Source organism: Megasphaera sp. NM10, from assembly GCF_000417505.1.
Taxonomy (GTDB): domain Bacteria; phylum Bacillota; class Negativicutes; order Veillonellales; family Megasphaeraceae; genus Megasphaera; species Megasphaera intestinihominis.
Genome location: NZ_APHY01000022.1, coordinates 68,418 through 87,036, shown reverse-complemented (window position 1 = coordinate 87,036; position 18,619 = coordinate 68,418). Strand labels below are relative to the sequence as shown.

Here is an 18,619-nt window from a genome sequence, read left to right as displayed (position 1 = left end):
TTATGACAGAAAATTATATCGATCATTTTTTGAACCATGTCCTGCCGGAATTGCGCATCGCCGTCATCGGCGACATCATGGTCGACCGCTATGTGTTCGGTAAAGTGGAACGCATTTCGCCGGAAGCGCCCGTACCTGTCAATAAAGTCGACCACATGACGTCCGTCCTGGGCGGGGCTGCCAACGTAGCCTCGAACCTGGCCAATCTCGATTGTCACGTCTTTCTGGGCGGCCTCATCGGCGACGATGAAAACGCGTCTCTCCTGCACCAGCTGCTGGAAGACGCCCATATCGACGGGTCGGGCCTGGTCGTGCGCCAGGACCACGCGACGACGACGAAAATGCGCATCCTCGGCGCCCGCCAGCAGATGGTACGCCTGGATTTTGAAGAAGTGACGCCCTTGGCCGTTACGGAAGAGGAACAACTCATGACCTGGCTGTACAACTGCGTGGCAGCCGGCCTGGACGGCATCATCCTGTCGGACTATAAGAAAGGCGTCCTCACCGATTCCCTGGCTCAGAGCATCATCAAAGAAGCCAATCGGGCCGGGATTCCCGTCCTGGTCGACCCCAAGGGCAGCGATTGGACGAAATACAACGGCGCCGATTTCGTGACGCCGAACATGAAAGAACTGAGCGACTGCCTGGGACGGCCTGTAGCCAATGAAGGACAGGCCGTCGTAGCGGCAGCGGAAATCCTGCATGAGCAGTATCAGTTCGCCCACCTCATGGTGACCCGCTCGGAAAAGGGCATCACCGTCATCGGCCGGGACGGCAAGGTGTGGAACAACCCGGCGACGGCGCAGGAAGTCTTCGACGTATCCGGTGCCGGTGATACCGTAGCCGCAGCTTTCCTGTCGGCTATTGCCGGCCACTTGTCGATTCGCACGAGCCTGCAGATCGCCAACGCCGCAGCGGGTATCGTCGTCACCAAGGTCGGGACCTATCCCATCCATCGCCACGAATTGCTCAAATTATGGCAGGAATGGCAGCCGGCCCACTGGCATCCGTATCAGCCCCTGAGTCGGGAAGAAGCGGCTGAAAAGATACGCCAATGGCAGAAGAAGGGCGATACCGTCGTCTTTACCAATGGCTGCTTCGACATCCTGCACCGCGGCCACGTCCTCTACCTGCAGCAGGCGGCCATGCTGGGCCAGCACCTCGTCGTCGGCCTCAACTCCGATGCGTCCGTGCGGCGCCTGAAAGGGGAAACGCGGCCCCTGGTCAAACAGGAAGACCGGGCCATCCTTTTGAGTGCCCTGGCCTGCGTCGATGAAGTGGTCATCTTCGAGGAAGATACACCGAAAGAACTTTTACAGGTCCTGCGTCCGGATATCCTGGTCAAAGGCGGCGATTACAAAGCTGATGAAGTCGTCGGCCGGGAATCGGTCAAGCGCGTCGAGATCATTTCCTTTGAAGACGGATATTCGACGACAGGCCTGATCCAGAAAATAGCTGATTTAGTAAAGAAGGGGAAACTATGAAAATTGTAACAGGCGGTGCCGGTTTTATCGGCAGCAATATCGTAAAACAGTTGAACAACCGGGGCATCAACGACATCCTCATCGTCGACGACCTGACGGACGGCCGCAAATGCCGCAACCTCCAGGGCCTCGATTTCTTTGATTACATGGACTATGCCGACTTCGACGAACAGATGGCCGACGACACCTTCGACTGCGGCTACATCGACGTCGTCTTCCATGAAGGGGCCTGCTCGGACACGATGAACTATGACGGCCGCTACATGATGAAGAACAACTATGAAGGCAGCAAGAATCTCCTGCGCTACTGCATGCAGCGCAAGATTCCCTTCCTCTACGCTTCGTCGGCTTCGACTTATGGCAGCGGCAAGCACGGCTTCCGCGAAGACCCGGCCTGCGAACAGGCGCTGAATCCCTATGCCTATTCCAAGCTCCAGTTCGACCGCTTCGTCCGCCGCATCATGCCCCTGGCCAAGAGCCAGATTGTCGGCTTCCGCTATTTCAATGTCTTCGGTCCCCAGGAAAACCACAAGGACCGCATGGCTTCGCTCATCTACCAGAAGTACCATGAACTCCAGGAAAAAGGGAAGATTACCCTCTTTGAAGGGACGGCAGGCTATGAAAATGGCGGCCAGATCCGCGATTTCATCTACGTCAACGACGTAGTCAACGTCATCTTCTATTTCTGGGAACATCCGGAACTGTCAGGCATCTACAACTGCGGCACCGGCATCGGCCATACGTTCAATGAATTCGTCCAGGGCGTCATCGATTATTGCGGCAAAGGCCATATCGAATACGTCCCCTTCCCGGACATCCTCAAGGGCAAGTACCAGAGTTATACCCAGGCCGACACGACGAAGCTCATGGAAGCCGGCTATGACCGCGGCTTTACCCTGCTCCCGGAAGCCGTCAAGGAATACTGCAGCATCCTGGAAAAGAGCGACGGGTATTACGAATGAGGAAGGCCGTCTTTTTCGACCGCGACGGCGTCCTCAACGTCGACAAATCCTATTTGGGCTTCATCAAGGATTTTGAATGGATGGACGGGGCCAAAGAGGCCCTGGCCTATCTGACGGAAGAGGGCTATGCCATCATCGTCGTCACCAACCAGAGCGGCGTCGCCCGCGGTTATTATACGGAAGACGACGTGAAGGTCCTCCACGACTGGATGTGCCGGGAAGCGGCCAAAGCCGGCGGCATCATTACGGCCGTCTACTACTGCCCTTATCTTGAAGGGGCGCCGGTCAAGGCCTATGACAAGAAGAGCGACTGGCGCAAGCCGGCGCCGGGCATGGTCCTGCAGGCGGCGAAAGATTACGATATCGATTTGAAACACTCTTTCATGATCGGCGATATGCCCCGCGATGTGGAATGTGGGCAGCGGGCCGGCATGGATGGCTATTTATTTACTGGCGGCAGGCTGGACGATTTCGTCCGGGCCATCGTCGCAGAAAGGAAGGGCCGTGAAAGCATATAAGAACATACTGGTCATCAAGATGAGCTCTCTCGGCGACGTCCTTCACGCCCTGCCGACACTCTACGCATTGCGTCAGAACTGCCCGGACGCCCGCATCGTCTGGGCCGTCCATGAACAGTTCGCGCCGGTCCTGCCGGGAAAACCTTATATCGATGAAGTCATCTATATCGACAAGAAGCGACTGAAATCCCTGTCGTACTGGAAAGAGCTGCGCCGGACGCTCCATGCCTATCATTTCGACGTATCCTTTGACCTCCAGGGCCTGGCCAAGAGCGCTATCGTCGCCTGGTTGAGCGGTGCTGAAGAACGCTATGGCTACTGGGAAATGCGCGAAGGCAGTTTCCTGGTCAGCAAGGGCCTCACGGGTCCCCACAAGTACGACCACGTCATCGAACGCTATCTCGATACGGTCCGCGTCCTCGGCGGCCGCGTCGATGCCATCGAATTCCCGCTTCCCGATATTACCGGTGAAAGACGGGCCTGGCGCCAGCGTCTGGCGGCGGACGGCCTGACCGGACCCTATGTGGCCATCGTGCCCGGTGCCCGCTGGAGCGTCAAGGAATGGCCCTTGTCCCATTGGCAGGAATTCCTGCAGCGCCTGACGGCGTCCGGCATGGCCGCCGTCCTCTTAGGCAGCGGCGACGACGTCCCCAAAGGGAAGGCCCTGAAGGACCATGATTCGTCGGGCCAGGTCTTCGACTATACAGGCCGCACCGATTTGCGGCAGCTCATGGCGGCCATTGCTGAAAGCGCCCTCTATATCAGTGCCGATACGGGGCCGCTGCACATGGCCAATGCCTTGAAAAAAGAACTCATCGCCCTCTTTGGGCCGACGTGTCCCCAGCGGACCGGCCCTTACGGCGGAAACGACGACGCCTACATCCACATGGTCCTGTCGCCGACGTCCCAGGCGACGCCGGAACGGCCCTTGGTCGATGATCCGGACTGCATGGCCCAGATTACGCCCGATGCGCTGTGGCAGGTCTATGAAGGCGTCCTGAAGAAGGTGGAACTATGATTAATCTGCGCAACAAAAAAATAATCGTCACCTTTCTCATGCATCTAGGCGACCTCATCCTCATCACCCCGTTCCTGCAGGTCCTGCGCCGTCATGCCCAGGGCTCGGAAATTACCCTCGTCGTCGATGAGAAAGTGGCCGACGTCGTCCGCTACAACCCCAATATCGACCACCTGGTCACGGTCGACAAGAAGGGTAAAGACAATTCCGTCCGGGCCCTGTGGCGTATCGGGCGGCACTTGCATCAGCATCACTACGATATCCTCATCAATCTGCATCCCAATGAACGGACGTCCTTCCTGGCGGCCGTCATCCACGCCAAGCAGTTCGTCGGCATGAGCCATTTCCTGGTCCGGCCCCTGATGGACCGCTATACCCGCCTGGACCGTATCCATCTCCACGCGGCCGATATGTACATCAACGTCCTGGCCCAGCTGGGCATCGACGACTACCGCAGCGACGGCCTGCAGTTCTTCACCTGCAAGGCCTGGGATGACAAGGCGACGGAATTCTACCGTACCCAGGGCGTCCACAACAGCGATGCCCTCATCGGCTTCAATATCGGCAGCGCCGTCCCGCAGAAACGCTGGCCGGCCAAGCGCTTTGCCGCCGTTGCCGACTACTTCGCCCGCCGCGGTTTCAAGTGCGTCTTCTTTGGCGGACCCATGGATGAAGCCATGGTCAAAGAAGCGACGTCCCAGATGGAATCGGACCCGATCATTGCCACCGGGAAATTCACCATCGGCGAACTGGCCTCGGCCATCCGCTGCTGCTCGCTGTTCATCACCAACGACAGTGGCCCTATGCACGTCGCTGTCAGCCAGGGCGTTCCCCTGGTCGCCCTCTACGGGCCGAGCAATCCCAAGCTTTACGGCCCCTATACGGACCGGGCCATCGTCCTGGAATCGACGAACCATTATGAAGTGGGCAAGAGCATGAAACAGATTATCCGCGAAGGTAATTATAAAGGTATTTCGGTTATTCCCATGAGCCAGGTCATCGCCGCCGGCGAAGAACTCCTGAGCCGTTATTATGGAAGAAAATAACCCGTATTATATGGAGGTGGAAGGTTATGAAAAAACTTATTATCGCAGCGACCCTGGCCGCCCTGGCCATGACTTCGGCTGCCATGGCAGCGCCCATCCGCGATCCTCAGCCCGGTGACTTGAAGGCCAACGCCAACTATGGCTTCGACCAGAAAGAAGGCGGCCGCAGTGCCAAGAGCCTTCTGACTGGCGGCGACGTCACCTACGTCCTGAGCAACCACTGGGATATCCAGTACGTCAACAACTACACCAAGGGCGACAACGACAACAAGATCAACGAAAACTATCTCGTCGGCAATTACCGCTTTACGCCGTATCTGTCGGCCTTTGCCGGCGGCTCCTACGTCAAGACGGAAACGTATAATACGACCAAGTCCTACGGCTATCAGGTCGGCCTCAAAGGCCAGATTCCCCTGGCAGCCCGCTGGCAGGGCTTTGCGTCCGTCGGTGTCGGCGATGACGTCAATACCTATGAAGTCGGTGTCGGCTACGACATTACGCCGAACTGGGATGCCCACGTAAAATACCGCAGCAGCAGCGTCGACGTCGATAACTACGACGACGATGTCAAAGGCTGGCAGGTCGGCATGGGCTATAAGTTCTGATATTGACAAGGGGCGGATCCGTCCCGTATAATGTACCAATGACATGTGCTGTGGTTGAAAGTCGATGTCAGTCGCAGACCAAGCGATCCACGTAAGGCACCCAAAGCGGTGCTGATCATAGTGCGGCCTAGAAGTAAGACCTGCCGCGGAAATACCGCGAGAGGGCTAGTAGTGGGGGACAGCAGTCTATGAGCGAACGTCCCAGCAGGCGAGTGTGGGGGTAAAGACCAGGTCAGGCATGTCAGGGAAAGGGGCTGTCGTATGAAGGATTCTGCCATCATGCGCAGTCCCTTTTTCTTTATAGTTTGTAGTTTATAGAAGATGGCCATAAATTTCAAACCATCCGCTAACCACTAGCCCCTAGCCCCTAGCCCCTAGCCCCTAGCCCCTTAAAAGAGGCTGTCTTGATGTGACAGCCTCTTTTTTTGTATTTTCGTTTGACGGATGATTGTTCGTATAGTAAAATGTAAGGGTATTTATGTTATTAGCCTAAGGAGTGGAGTCATAATGGATGCTAAGCGGTTGGAACGAGAAATTCACAAAAATCCCTTCGATACCTTTATGGATTTCCACGTCGAAAAGGCTGAACCAGAGAGTACGATCCTCACTTTTGAGAATAAAGGCTCGAAATGGGATAATCCCAATGGTACCATGTACGGCGGTGTCCTTTATTCCATGGCCGATTCGGCGATGGAGGCTGCTTGTGCTGTCTGTGGCAAAGCCGTCCTCACACTGGACCTGGGTATGAATTACCTGCGTCCGGCTTTTGCCAATACGGTCATCCGGGCCGAAGCCAGGATCATCCATAACGGCCGTACGACGATGGTCGCCCTCTGTGATTTTTACGATAATGACCAGCGCTATTTAGCTCATGGCAAGGGCACATTCTTTGTGACAGGGGCCTACGTCTTTGAGGGAGAAAGGGGGCATACGGATGAATGAACCAGAAGAAGCAGTGAGCCCGGAAGTGGCAGAACGGCTGCATCGTATGCTGGACAGTATTTATTCGCATACACCTTATTTCCAGAGCATGCCCTGTACGGTAGAAAAGCTCGACGTCGGCCGCGTCCGCATCGGCTTCGATATCAGCCGTCATTCCTGCAATTACCGGGGCATTGCCTCGGGCGGCGTCCTGGCCGCTTTCTGCGACACCCTCATGGGCATGGCCAGCCGGACCCTGGGCTTCCAGGTGACGACGCTGGAAATCAACATGAACTATATCCGCAGTGTCAAAGGCGGCGAGCACATTACCGGCGTGGGCCAGGTCATTCACCACGGCCGGAAGACCATTGTCGTCGAATGTGAATGTTATGATGCCAGCGGTAATATTATCGTAAAAGGGCGGTCGTCTTTTTATATTTTGAAAAAACTCGATTGATAGGATAATCATGTAATTATAGGGAAGGTTGGTTAGTACAAAGATGGATTTTGCTTATAACGACGAACAGAAAGAAATCATCAAGGTTGTCCGCGACCTGGTGGAAAAAGAAATCGTCCCCTACGCTTCGGAAATGGATGAAACGGGAAAACTCCATGAAGGGCTCCTGGAAAAATTGGCAGCCCAGGGCCTGCTGGGCGTCGCCATTCCGGAAGAATTCGGCGGTGCCGGCCTCGACGCCATCACTATCGCCGCTATTTATGAAGAATTAGGCAAAGGCTGTGCCGGCGTCGCTACGACCGTCGCTGCCAATGCCCTGGCCTCGTATCCCGTCATTATTGCCGGTAACGACGACCAGAAGAAACGCTATTTCGATATCATCAATGAAGACAACCTGGCCGCTTTTGCCCTGACTGAACCGGGCACCGGTTCCGATGCCGGTTCCGTTTCGACGCGGGCCATGAAGACCGAAGACGGCAAAGGCTATATCCTCAATGGTACGAAATGCTTCATTACCAACGGCGCCCTGGCCGAAGTCTTCGTCGTCTTCGCCAACACCCGCAAGAGCGGCGGCATCCGCGGCTTGACGGCCTTCATCGTCCGCAAGGGGACGCCGGGCTTCACAGTCGGCAAGGCTGAAAATAAAATGGGCATCCGCGCTTCCAATACGACGGAGCTCATCTTCCAGGACTGCTTCGTCCCTGTCGAAGACCGTCTCGGCCGCGAAGGCTATGGCTTCCACATCGCCATGGATACTTTGGATGCAGCCCGTCCCTTCGTCGGTGCCGTTTCCGTCGGCATTGCCGAAGCCGCTTTCCGTGCCTGCTGCGAATATGCCAAGGTCCGCGTACAGTTCGGCAAACCCATCGCTTCCTTTGAAATGGTCCAGGCCATGATTGCCGATATGGCCATGAAAGTCGAAGGAGCCCGCCTCCTGGTCCACCGCGCCTGCTGGATGAAAGACCAGGGTATGGACTTCAGCCGTGAAGCGGCCATTGCCAAGTGCAACGCGTCCGACGTGGCCATGCAGGTCACGACCGATGCAGTCCAGGTCATGGGCGGCTATGGCTATATCAAGGAATACCCTGTCGAAAAAATACATGCGTGACGCCAAAATCATGCAGATTTACGAAGGCACCAACCAAATTCAGCGGTTGGTTATTGCAAATAAGACACTTTACTGATACAATATATAACAAACCCATAGAGGGATTTATGGCAATGATAAAGAGGGGATGGAACTGACTCCGCCTACAGGGAATCGAGGCCGCAGATTGAGAGCCTCGTGCCGGATGTTCCATGCGTTCACTTTAGAGCCTCCTGCTGAACGGAGTAGGCAGGACGGGGGTTCCCGTTACAGGACAATCGAGAATCAAGTAGGGTGGTACCGCGAATGAGACTTTCGCCCCTTAGGGGGCGGGAGTCTATTTTTTTTGTACTTGCCAGTAGGAGGAAGAAAGTATGATCAGTGATAAGATCGAGGCCATCAAAGCGGCCGTCAATGAACAGCTCGCCAAGAGCGAACATCTTCAGGACGTACAGGATATCCGCGTCAAGTTCCTGGGTAAAAAAGGGGAACTGACGGCAATCATGAAGGAAATGAAGAATTTTTCCAAAGAAGAACGGCCTAAAGTCGGCCAGCTCGTCAACACGGCCCGCAATGCCATCGAAGAACAGCTCAAGGCCAAGATGGAAGAAGTCAAGGCCAAGGAATTGGCTGCGAAGATCGAATCGGAAAAAATCGACATTACCCTGCCGGGCCGCAAACCGGTCATGGGCCACGAACATCCCCTTCATCAGACTCTGCGCCTGATGGAAGACTCGTTCCTGCGCATGGGCTTCTCCATCGTCGAAGGGACGGATATCGAATCGGATTACTATAACTTCCAATGCCTGAATCTGCCGGAAGACCATCCGGCCCGGGACATGCAGGACTCCATGTACATTACGGATAATATCCTCCTGCGGACCCATACATCGGGCATGCAGGCACGGACCTTGCAGGCCCACAAGCCTAACGAACCCTTCAAGATCATCGCACCGGGCAAGGTATACCGCTGCGACTACGATGCGACCCATTCGCCGGTCTTCCACCAGATGGAAGGCATGATCATCGACAAGGACATCCGCTTCTCCGACCTCAAGGGCATGCTCGAAGACTTCCTGCGCGACATCTTCGGACCGCAGACGAAAGTCCGCTTCCGCGCCAGCTACTTCCCCTTCACGGAACCGAGCGCCGAAGTCGATATTTCCTGCGTCATGTGCGGCGGCAAGGGCTGCCGTGTCTGCTCCCACACGGGCTGGCTGGAAATCCTCGGCTGCGGCATGGTCAATCCCAGCGTCCTGCGCCTGAACGGCTATGACCCGGACGTCGTCACGGGTTTTGCCTTCGGCATGGGCGTCGAACGCATTGCCATGTTGAAATACGGCATCGATGATTTGCGCTTGTTCTATGAAAACGATATGCGGTTCTTGAACCAGTTCTAGGAGGGTATGAATAATGAAAAGTTCTTTAACTTGGATGCAGGATTATGTCGACGTCGACATGAACCAGGACATGCAGGCATTTGCCGATAAATTGACCATTGCCGGTATCCCTGTCGAACAGGTGGAATACTGGGGGACAGAAGTCAAGAAAGTAAAGACCGGGAAGATCCTTCAGATCGACAAGCACCCCGATGCGGATAAACTCGTCGTCTGCCAGGTAGACATGGGGGATGAACAGCTCCAGATCGTCACGGCTGCGACCAACGTCCGCGTCGGCCAGATCGTCCCCGTCGCCGTCCACGGCGCTCATCTGCCGGGCGGCACTAAGATCAAGCGCTCGAAGCTGCGCGGCGTCTTGTCCAACGGCATGTTCTGCTCGGCCCACGAATTCGGCTTCGACGACAGCCTGCTCTTGCCGGAAGAACGGGAAGGCATTTGGATCCTGCCGCCCGATACGCCCCTCGGCGTCGATGCGGCCGACTATCTCCAGGTCCGCGACGTCGTCTATGAATATGAACTGACGGCCAACCGCGCCGACTGCTTCTCCATGGTCGGCCTGTCCCGTGAATTCGCCGTCCTCAGCGGCAAAGAAGCCCGTTACCCGGATATTTCCGTCAAAGAATGTGACACGCCCATCGACGGCAAGGTCAAAGTATCCATTGACGACGAAGAACTGTGCAGCCGCTATGCCGCCCGCCTGCTCCTGAACGTCAAGATCGGCAAGTCGCCTATGTGGATGCAGCAGCGCCTGCGCAAGTCCGGCGTCCGTCCCATCAACAACGTCGTCGACGCTACCAACTACACCATGATCGAACTGGGCATCCCACTCCATGCCTATGACTACGATAAAGTCGCCGGCCATCACCTCATCGCCCGCCGGGCCAAAGCCGATGAAGCCTTGAAGACTCTGGATGATGTAGACCGTAAATTGACCGACAACATGCTGGTCATCGCCGATGAAGAAAAAGCCTGCTGCGTCGCCGGCATCATGGGCGGCATGGATACGGAAGTCACGGACCAGACGACGTCGGTCATCCTCGAATGTGCTTCCTTCAAAGGCTCCAACATCCGTCATACGGGCCGTATGCTCGGCCTGCGTTCCGAAGCTTCCGGCCGTTTTGAACGAGGACTCGATTCGGACAGCTGCATCAAATCCATCGACCGCTGTGCCCAGCTCCTCCAGGAAATGGGCGCCTGCGACGTAGCCCAAGGCGTCGTCGATGTCTATCCGAAACCGCAGGCTACGACGCGCATCGCCTTTACGGCGGCTCAGGTCAACAAATTCCTGGGCACGGAAATCCCGGAAGCCGACATGGTCCATATCCTGGAAACGCTGCAGTTCGGCATTGAAAAAGACGGCGATACCTTGACGGCCGTCGTTCCCAGCTATCGCGGCGACTGCACGGAAATGCCGGACATCGCCGAAGAAGTAGCCCGCGTCTACGGCTATGAAAACATCCCGTCTACGCGCCCGGCCGCTCCCATTTCCAAAGGCGAAGCCGGCTTCCACCACGACGTAGGCGAAAAGATTTCGTCCATCCTCAGCAGCAGCGGCCTCAACGAAACGGTCACGTTCAGCTTCATGCACCCGGACCAGCTGAAGAAGCTCCTCTTCAAGGACGGCGATGCCGTATACAACGCCGTGCCCATCCTCAACCCGATTACGGAAGACTTCCCGCTCATGCGGACGACGCTGGTACCGACCTTGATGGATGTCCTGGTCCGCAACCAGGCCGTCAAGAATCCGTCTGTCGGCATCTACGAAATCGCACCGGTCTATCGGCCGAAACAGCTGCCCCTGACGGAACTGCCGGAACAGGAATTCTATGTCAGCGGCCTCCTCTACGGCCAGCGCACGCCTGCTGAATGGCCGGCCAAAGCGGAAAATTATGACTTCTATGACGTCAAGGGCCTCGTCGAAGCCGTCCTCCAGGGACTGGGCATCCAGGCCGACCTGGAAGTCTCCGACTGGGCGCTGCTCCATCCGGGCAAGGCTGCCCGCTACGTCAAAGACGGCAAAGTCCTCTGCGACTTCGGCGAACTCCACCCCAAGGCTATCGACAATTACGATGTCGCCGGCCCGGTCTATGTCTTTGAAATGCATATGGACGCTATCCTGCCCTTGGTCAACCTCCTGCCGGATTACCATAAAGTCGCCAAGTTCCCGGCATCGAGCCGCGACCTGGCCTTCCTGGCACCGCTGGCTACGGCCAATGCCGACATCGTCAGCGTCATCAAAGAAGACGGCGGCGACAACCTGGAAGCCGTCCACCTCTTCGACATGTACACGGGCAAACAGGTACCGCAGGGCTACAAGAGCCTGGCCTATTCCTTAGTCTTCCGTTCCGAAGAAGGGACCCTGACCGACGCCGACATCCAGGCCCCGGTCGACGCCATCGTCAAAGACCTGAAAGAAAAATTCGGCTGCGAATTGCGGTAGGGAGTGATTGGTTTGTAGTACAAAGTTTGTAGTTTGTAGAAGATGGCCTTTAATTTTTAACCATTTCACTGCAAACTAAAAACTACAAACTTCAAACTCAAAAAGGCGCTGTCTTTATGCGACAGCGCCTTTACCCATATTGTAAAAAAAGTAAAGTTGTGGTATGATGTAGAGCGTAATATGGTATTTTAGAGATATTCAGGCTCTACCGGCCCATAAGGAGGACATACTTAGAATGAACGTAACAGTGAATGAAGTAGACCAGCACAAAGTAACCCTGCACATTGAAGTGCCTGCTAAAGACGCTTCCAAACAGGCAGCAGCAGCTTGCAAGAACTTGGCAAGCCGTGTCAATATCCCGGGCTTCCGCAAGGGGAAAGCACCGCGCATGGTACTGGAAAGCTTCTTGGGCAAAGATGCTGTCAAACAGGAAGTTTTTGAAGCTATTGCCAATAAAGCCTACAGCGACGCCCTCGACCAGGAAGGCATCGTTCCTGTAACTGAACCGGAATTGAACGTCATTACCGACGAAAAAGGCAAAGACGTCGTATTTGAAGCTACGGTCACCAAGAAACCGGAAGTCAAACTCGGCGAATACAAGGGCATTACCGTTGCCAAAGACAAAGTCGACGTAACCGACGAAGACGTAGCCAAAGAACTGGCTAACCTCCAGAAACAGCATGCGAAACTCGTCGTAGCTCCGGAAGGCACGGAAATTGCAAAAGATGACTTCGCTGTCATCGATTTCAAAGGCACTGTCGACGGCGTCGCATTCGAAGGCGGCGAAGGCAAATCCTATCCGCTCCAGATCGGCTCCGGCAGCTTCATCCCGGGCTTTGAAGATCAGCTCATCGGCTGCAAAGCTGGCGACGAAAAAGACGTCAAAGTCACCTTCCCGGAAGATTACTTTGAAAAATCCCTGGCTGGCAAAGAAGCTGTCTTCGCCGTTAAAGTCAACGACGTAAAACGCAGCGAACTCCCGGCCATCGACGATGAATTCGCTAAAGAAGCCGGCAAATTCGACAGCGTCGACGACCTCAAAGCCGACATCCGCAAACGCCTCGAATCGAAAGCATCCTTCCAGGCTTTGGAAAAATTCAACTCTGAAGTCCTGAAGACGGCTGTCAACAATGCCGAAGTCGATATCCCGCAGGTCATGATCGACGACAAAATCGACCAGATGATCGAAGAACTGGCCATGAAACTGGAAACACAGCGCATGAGCCTCGACGATTATCTCAAATACATGAACCAGGATATGGACAAACTCAAAGAACATTACGCTGAACCGGCTAAAGAAAACGTAAAGATGGACCTCGTCCTCGAAGCTATCGCCAAAGCTGAAAACATCGAAGTCAAAGACATCGATCTCCAGGCTGAAATCATCACGATGGCTCAGAACTTCGGTGCCGATCCGAAAGAAGTCTACAAGATCATTTTGAAAGAACATCGCGTTCCCATGCTCGTACAGTCTGTCGGCCGTAAAAAAGCAGCCAGCTTCATCCTGAAAAATGCCGTCGACCCGAACGAAGACAAAAAAGAAGAAGCTAAAGCTGAAGACGCAAAGGCTGAAGACTAATCCCGGAAACGCATTCTCCGGAGGTGTTAGTTTTGACAAATATGTATGTACCCATCGTCGTCGAACAGACGGCACAAGGGGAACGGAGCTATGATATCTATTCCCGCCTGTTGAAAGACCGCATCGTCTTCCTCGGCGGCCCGATTGATGATACCGTTGCCAACAGCATCATCGCCCAGCTCCTTTTCCTGGAAGCAGAAAATCCTGACAAGGATATCCACTTATATATCAACAGTCCTGGCGGCGTCGTCACGGCAGGCATGGCCATCTACGATACCATGCAGTACATCAAGCCGGACGTCTCGACGATCTGCGTCGGTTCCGCTGCCAGCATGGCGTCGGTACTCCTAACGGCCGGTGCCAAGGGCAAACGCTTCGCCCTGCCGCATTCCCAGGTCATGATCCACCAGCCTCTCGGCGGTGTCCAGGGCCAGGCTACGGAAATCGAAATCCATGCCCGCGAAATCCTGCGCATGCGCAAGGAATTGAACGGTATCTTGTCTGAACACACAGGACAGCCCATTGACGTCATCCAGAAGGATACGGAACGGGATAATTTCATGACTGCCGAAGAAGCCAAGGAATACGGCCTCATCGATGAAATCCTGACCCGTCCGCTGCCGGATGAAACGAAATAGGACAGGAGGAAGACAAGATGAACGATAGGAATGATGAACCGCGTTGCAGTTTCTGCGGCCGGCCCCAGAGCGAAGTACAGAAGCTCATTGCCGGCCCGGGTGTCTATATCTGCGACGAATGTGTTGCCGTAGCGCAGCACATCATGGAAGAAGAAAAGGCGGAAGAAACGCCGGACTTCCAGCTCAAGGACCTGCCGACGCCGCATGAAATCAAGGCTACCCTTGATGAATACGTCATCGGCCAGGAAGCAGCCAAGAAGACCCTTTCCGTTGCAGTGTACAACCACTACAAGCGGCTCCAGACCAATTTCAGTGCCTCTGATGATGATGTAGAGCTCCAGAAGTCGAATATCGTCATGGTCGGCCCGACTGGGAGCGGCAAGACCCTCCTGGCCCAGACCCTGGCCCGCCTCCTCGATGTGCCCTTTGCCATCGCCGATGCGACGAGCCTGACCGAAGCCGGCTATGTCGGCGAAGACGTCGAAAACTGCCTGCTCAAGCTCATCCAGGCCGCTGATTACGATATTGCCAAAGCTGAACGGGGCATCATCTACATCGACGAAATCGATAAGATTGCCCGCAAATCGGAAAACCCGTCCATTACCCGTGACGTTTCCGGTGAAGGCGTCCAGCAGGCCTTGTTGAAGATCCTCGAAGGGACCGTTGCCGGCGTTCCGCCTCAGGGCGGCCGCAAGCATCCCCACCAGGAAATGCTCCAGATCGACACGACGAACATCCTGTTCATCTGCGGCGGCGCTTTCGATGGTATCGACAAGACCATCCTCAACCGTACGACGGACAAGAATATGGGTTTCGGTGCGGACATCCACTCCAAGTCCGAACACTCCATGGAATCGCTCCTCAAGGAAATCATCCCGACGGACCTCCAGAAGTTCGGCCTCATCCCGGAATTGATCGGCCGCCTGCCCGTATTGGTTACTCTCAATCCTCTCGATGAAGATGCGATGGTACACATCCTGACAGAACCGAAGAACGCCCTGGTCAAACAGTATCAGAAGATGCTGTCCATGGACGACGTAGATCTCGAATTTACGCCGGAAGCTCTCCAGGCCATTGCCAAGGAAGCGCTGCGGCGCAATACCGGTGCCCGCGGGCTTCGCTCCATCATCGAACGGATCATGCTCGATGTCATGTTTGATGTACCGAGCCGCGACGACGTAGCCAAGTGCATCGTCACGGAAAAATGCGTCAAAGAAGGCGCTGAGCCCGACCTCGTATTGAAAGAGGCAAAATGATATAATGTACAATAAAACTCATTTCTTAAACCGGAAATGAGTTTTATTTTTCCATAGAAGAAGGTGAAGTGTATGAACGAAAACGTTGTGCTCAACGAGCAAGATATCCTGGCCCTGCCTTTTGTCCCGCTCCGGGGCATCGTCGTCTATCCGAAGCTGGTCAGCCACATCGACATCGGCCGCGATACGTCCCTGGCTGCCGTCGACTACGCCATGGAACACGACCGGCAGCTCCTGGTAGCGACCCAGGTCGATGAAAACGAAGACAATCCGGGTTTTGACGATGTCTATACCATCGGCTGCCTGGTCAAGATTGAACAGCTCCTGCGCATGCCTGGCGGCCTGGTCCGCATCCTGGTCAACGGCATTTCCCGCGTCCGCATGCAGGGCTTTTCCCAGAAAGCCGATTACCTCGAAGGGGCTGCCGTCAAAGTGGCTGAAATCAGCCGCAACGAAGTCGAAGAAGAAGCCCTGCGCCGGGTCGTCCTCAAGCGGCTCCTGGACTGGATGGGCAATCTCCGCGACGGCGAAGAAGCCAGCGAAAATGCCAAGAACATCGACGAACCGGGCGTCCTGGCTGACTTCGCTGCATCCCAGCTGCCCTTGCGCCTGGTCATCCGCCAGCAGCTCCTGGAAACGGCTGACGTCGAAGCCCGCCTGCGCCGCATTGCGTCGCTCTTGGATACGGAAGTCGACATTGCCAACCTGGAATCGAAGCTGAACATGGAAGTCCGCGGCAAGATGGACCAGCAGCAGAAAGAATACTACCTGCGGGAAAAGATCAAGGCCATCCATGAAGAATTGGGCGACAAAGTCGACAAGGACACGGAAGTCCAGGAACTCCGCGACCAGATCAAGAAGATGAAGCTCGACGAAGACATCGAAAAGGCCCTGCTCAAGGAAGTGGACCGCCTCGACTCCATGCCGCCCATGATGGCGGAATCGGCCATCATCCGCACCTACCTCGACTGGGCCATGGCCCTTCCCTGGAAGAAGGAAACCAAGGACCGCCTGGACCTCAACGAAGCGCAGAAAGTCCTCGATGAAGACCATTACGGCCTGAAGAAGGTCAAAGACCGAATCATCGAATATTTAGCGGTCAAACAGCTGACGCACAGCCTGAAAGGGCCGATTCTCTGTTTTGTCGGTCCTCCGGGCACGGGCAAGACGAGTATCGCCAAATCCATCGCCCGGGCCATGAACCGCAAGTACGTCCGCATATCCCTGGGCGGCGTCCGCGATGAAGCTGAAATCCGCGGCCATCGCCGGACTTATATCGGTGCCCTGCCGGGCCGTATCCTGGCCGGTATGAAACAGGCCGGCGTCAAGAACCCGGTCTTCCTCCTCGACGAAATAGACAAGATGACGTCCGACATGCGCGGCGACCCGTCGTCGGCACTGCTGGAAGTCCTCGACCCGGAACAGAACAATACTTTCAGTGACCATTTCCTGGAACTGCCCTTCGACTTGTCGAAAGCCTTCTGGATCACGACGGCCAACGTCCTCGGCGATATTCCCCGGCCCCTCATGGACCGCATGGAAATCATCGACTTCACGAGTTATACAGAAGAAGAGAAGGTCCAGATCGCCAAGCGCTATCTGGTGCCGAAACAGATCAAAGAAAATGGCCTTAAACCGAGTCAGGCCAAGTTCTCCGACGCCGTTCTGCGCCATATCATCGAAGGCTATACGCGCGAATCGGGCGTCCGCAGCCTGGAAAAGACCATCGGTACGGTCTGCCGCCGTATCGGCAAATCCCTGCTCATGAACGACGAAGTACCGCTCAACGTCTCCGTCAAGAACCTGGAAAAACTGCTCGGTCCGGTCAAATTCCTGCCGGAAACGGTCCACAAAGACGACGAAGTCGGCATCGTCACCGGTATGGCCTGGACCCAGGTCGGCGGTGAAGTCCTGGAAACGGAAGCCGTTGCCGTCAAGGGCAAAGGGCGCCTGCTGCTCACGGGCCAGCTCGGCGACGTCATGAAGGAATCGGCTGAAGCCGGCGTGACCTACGTCCGCAGCCGGGCCGATGTCCTGGGCATTGATGCCGATTTCTACGCCAACATGGACTTGCACATCCACCTGCCCGAAGGAGCCATCCCTAAAGACGGTCCGTCGGCAGGCATCACCATGGCCACGGCCATTACGTCGGCCCTGACGGGCAAAGCCGTCCGCCACGACGTAGCCATGACCGGTGAAATCACGTTGCGCGGGACGGTCCTGCCCGTAGGGGGCATCAAGGAAAAAGTCATCGCCGCTCACCGGGCAGGCATCAAGAAGATCCTCTTGCCTGAAGAAAACAAGCGCGACATGGACGAAGTGCCGCAGTCGGTCAAAAAAGACGTCAAATTCGTCTTCGTTCACCATATGGATGAAGTGCTGGCTCAGGCACTGGTGAAGTCCTGATGGCTTCGTATGATATCATCAAGGCGGCCTATGCCACGACGGCGGTCCGCCGCGACCAGTACCCCGAAGGGAACGTGCCGGAAGTCGCCTTCCTCGGCCGTTCCAACGTCGGCAAGTCGAGCCTGATTAATTCCCTGTGCAACCACCGCGGCCTGGCCCGTGTCAGCGGCGCACCGGGGAAGACGCAGACTATCAACTACTTCAGCGCAGCCCTGCGGCGGCGCGATGAAGAAGAAGGGGAGCAGCGCCTGCCGTTCTACTTAGTCGACCTGCCGGGCTATGGCTTTGCCAAGACTGGCGGCAGGAACCGTGACATGTGGAGTGCCTTCATCGGCGAATACGTCACGCAGTCGCCGAACCTCTGCGTCCTCTGCCTGCTCGTCGACCTGCGCCATCCCGGCCTGGCCATCGACCAGCAGGCCTATGACTGGCTGGCCAGCGCCGGCGTTCCCCTGCAGATCGTAGGGACCAAGGCGGACAAGCTCAAGGCCAATGAAAAGAACCGCAACCTGGCCCAGCTCAATAAACTCTTCCCGTCAGACCGGCCGGCCCTGGCCTACTCGTCGCTAAAACGCGACGGCTTCGGCCCCCTGGCCAAGAACCTCTTTGAACGGGTGCTGGCCGTCAGCAGGTAGCAGTTAGCCGCTAGCCACGAACCACGAACCCCTAACTGCTAACCCCCTAAAAAGGGGCTGTCTTCAAAGGACAGCCCCTTTTTTGCTCCTTTTATAGCGAACGATGTTTCTAGTTGGCTTCATTAAGCGAAAGTGGTATAATGGATTTGATTTACATCGGCCAGATG

15 protein-coding genes and 1 pseudogene are annotated in these 18,619 nt (G+C 55.8%); all 16 read left to right on the top strand.

The window, feature by feature from the left end; all coding sequences use genetic code 11:
* The first annotated feature begins 2 nt into the window (after nucleotides 1-2).
* The 16 genes and pseudogenes from rfaE1 (at nucleotide 3) to yihA (ending at nucleotide 18,452) form a co-directional block, all read left to right on the top strand.
* Entirely contained in the window at nucleotides 3-1,484 is a 1,482-nt protein-coding gene (gene rfaE1 / locus NM10_RS05065) for a D-glycero-beta-D-manno-heptose-7-phosphate kinase (protein WP_020310521.1), read from the top strand.
* Nucleotides 1,481-2,446 carry an ADP-glyceromanno-heptose 6-epimerase gene (rfaD, locus tag NM10_RS05060; protein ID WP_020310520.1) on the top strand — a complete coding sequence of 322 codons (966 nt, stop codon included), beginning with the start codon at nucleotides 1,481-1,483 and terminating at the stop codon, nucleotides 2,444-2,446. The genes rfaE1 and rfaD overlap by 4 nt, the downstream gene beginning before the upstream one ends.
* Complete coding sequence (locus NM10_RS05055; RefSeq protein ID WP_020310519.1) at nucleotides 2,443-2,964, top strand: D-glycero-alpha-D-manno-heptose-1,7-bisphosphate 7-phosphatase; 522 nt, start codon at nucleotides 2,443-2,445, stop codon at nucleotides 2,962-2,964. Before rfaD ends, NM10_RS05055 begins: the two co-directional genes overlap by 4 nt.
* Nucleotides 2,951-3,982: a glycosyltransferase family 9 protein gene (locus NM10_RS05050; RefSeq protein ID WP_020310518.1), complete on the top strand. Its 1,032-nt coding sequence runs from the start codon at nucleotides 2,951-2,953 to the stop codon at nucleotides 3,980-3,982. The genes NM10_RS05055 and NM10_RS05050 overlap by 14 nt, the downstream gene beginning before the upstream one ends.
* The gene (locus NM10_RS05045; protein WP_020310517.1) at nucleotides 3,979-5,028 is read left to right on the top strand and encodes a glycosyltransferase family 9 protein; all 1,050 of its coding nucleotides are present in this window, start codon (nucleotides 3,979-3,981) and stop codon (nucleotides 5,026-5,028) included. Before NM10_RS05050 ends, NM10_RS05045 begins: the two co-directional genes overlap by 4 nt.
* A gap of 26 nt (nucleotides 5,029-5,054) precedes the next feature.
* Nucleotides 5,055-5,633: an outer membrane beta-barrel protein gene (locus NM10_RS05040; protein ID WP_020310516.1), complete on the top strand. Its 579-nt coding sequence runs from the start codon at nucleotides 5,055-5,057 to the stop codon at nucleotides 5,631-5,633.
* A 522-nt stretch (nucleotides 5,634-6,155) separates the two neighbouring features.
* On the top strand, nucleotides 6,156-6,575 hold the full coding sequence (locus NM10_RS05035) for a PaaI family thioesterase (RefSeq protein WP_239639618.1): 420 nt from the start codon (nucleotides 6,156-6,158) through the stop codon (nucleotides 6,573-6,575).
* Nucleotides 6,568-7,011: a PaaI family thioesterase gene (locus tag NM10_RS05030; protein ID WP_020310514.1), complete on the top strand. Its 444-nt coding sequence runs from the start codon at nucleotides 6,568-6,570 to the stop codon at nucleotides 7,009-7,011. The genes NM10_RS05035 and NM10_RS05030 overlap by 8 nt, the downstream gene beginning before the upstream one ends.
* A gap of 43 nt (nucleotides 7,012-7,054) precedes the next feature.
* Nucleotides 7,055-8,195, top strand: a pseudogene (locus NM10_RS05025) (acyl-CoA dehydrogenase family protein).
* Between the two features lie 277 nt (nucleotides 8,196-8,472).
* Nucleotides 8,473-9,498 (top strand): phenylalanine--tRNA ligase subunit alpha, encoded by a 1,026-nt coding sequence (pheS, locus tag NM10_RS05020; RefSeq protein WP_020310512.1) that lies wholly within the window; start codon nucleotides 8,473-8,475, stop codon nucleotides 9,496-9,498.
* Between the two features lie 13 nt (nucleotides 9,499-9,511).
* Complete coding sequence (gene pheT, locus NM10_RS05015; RefSeq protein ID WP_020310511.1) at nucleotides 9,512-11,938, top strand: phenylalanine--tRNA ligase subunit beta; 2,427 nt, start codon at nucleotides 9,512-9,514, stop codon at nucleotides 11,936-11,938.
* Nucleotides 11,939-12,173: 235 nt separating this feature from the next.
* A complete protein-coding gene (gene tig, locus NM10_RS05010; protein WP_020310510.1) occupies nucleotides 12,174-13,517 on the top strand; it encodes a trigger factor in 1,344 nt (447 codons plus the stop codon).
* A gap of 41 nt (nucleotides 13,518-13,558) precedes the next feature.
* Nucleotides 13,559-14,155 carry an ATP-dependent Clp endopeptidase proteolytic subunit ClpP gene (gene clpP, locus NM10_RS05005; protein ID WP_020310509.1) on the top strand — a complete coding sequence of 199 codons (597 nt, stop codon included), beginning with the start codon at nucleotides 13,559-13,561 and terminating at the stop codon, nucleotides 14,153-14,155.
* A 17-nt stretch (nucleotides 14,156-14,172) separates the two neighbouring features.
* Nucleotides 14,173-15,411, top strand: a complete 1,239-nt coding sequence (clpX, locus tag NM10_RS05000; protein ID WP_020310508.1) for an ATP-dependent Clp protease ATP-binding subunit ClpX — start codon at nucleotides 14,173-14,175, stop codon at nucleotides 15,409-15,411.
* A gap of 72 nt (nucleotides 15,412-15,483) precedes the next feature.
* The gene (lon, locus tag NM10_RS04995) at nucleotides 15,484-17,817 is read left to right on the top strand and encodes an endopeptidase La (protein ID WP_020310507.1); all 2,334 of its coding nucleotides are present in this window, start codon (nucleotides 15,484-15,486) and stop codon (nucleotides 17,815-17,817) included.
* Nucleotides 17,817-18,452, top strand: a complete 636-nt coding sequence (gene yihA / locus NM10_RS04990; protein WP_020310506.1) for a ribosome biogenesis GTP-binding protein YihA/YsxC — start codon at nucleotides 17,817-17,819, stop codon at nucleotides 18,450-18,452. The genes lon and yihA overlap by 1 nt, the downstream gene beginning before the upstream one ends.
* Nucleotides 18,453-18,619: the final 167 nt, after the last annotated feature.

Coding starts and splice junctions, on each gene's coding strand:
- rfaE1 (WP_020310521.1), top strand. CDS start 3: ATGACAGAAAATTATATCGATCATTTTTTGAACCATGTCCTGCCGGAA.
- rfaD (WP_020310520.1), top strand. CDS start 1,481: ATGAAAATTGTAACAGGCGGTGCCGGTTTTATCGGCAGCAATATCGTA.
- NM10_RS05055 (WP_020310519.1), top strand. CDS start 2,443: ATGAGGAAGGCCGTCTTTTTCGACCGCGACGGCGTCCTCAACGTCGAC.
- NM10_RS05045 (WP_020310517.1), top strand. CDS start 3,979: ATGATTAATCTGCGCAACAAAAAAATAATCGTCACCTTTCTCATGCAT.
- NM10_RS05040 (WP_020310516.1), top strand. CDS start 5,055: ATGAAAAAACTTATTATCGCAGCGACCCTGGCCGCCCTGGCCATGACT.
- NM10_RS05030 (WP_020310514.1), top strand. CDS start 6,568: ATGAATGAACCAGAAGAAGCAGTGAGCCCGGAAGTGGCAGAACGGCTG.
- pheS (WP_020310512.1), top strand. CDS start 8,473: ATGATCAGTGATAAGATCGAGGCCATCAAAGCGGCCGTCAATGAACAG.
- pheT (WP_020310511.1), top strand. CDS start 9,512: ATGAAAAGTTCTTTAACTTGGATGCAGGATTATGTCGACGTCGACATG.
- tig (WP_020310510.1), top strand. CDS start 12,174: ATGAACGTAACAGTGAATGAAGTAGACCAGCACAAAGTAACCCTGCAC.
- clpP (WP_020310509.1), top strand. CDS start 13,559: ATGTATGTACCCATCGTCGTCGAACAGACGGCACAAGGGGAACGGAGC.
- clpX (WP_020310508.1), top strand. CDS start 14,173: ATGAACGATAGGAATGATGAACCGCGTTGCAGTTTCTGCGGCCGGCCC.
- lon (WP_020310507.1), top strand. CDS start 15,484: ATGAACGAAAACGTTGTGCTCAACGAGCAAGATATCCTGGCCCTGCCT.
- yihA (WP_020310506.1), top strand. CDS start 17,817: ATGGCTTCGTATGATATCATCAAGGCGGCCTATGCCACGACGGCGGTC.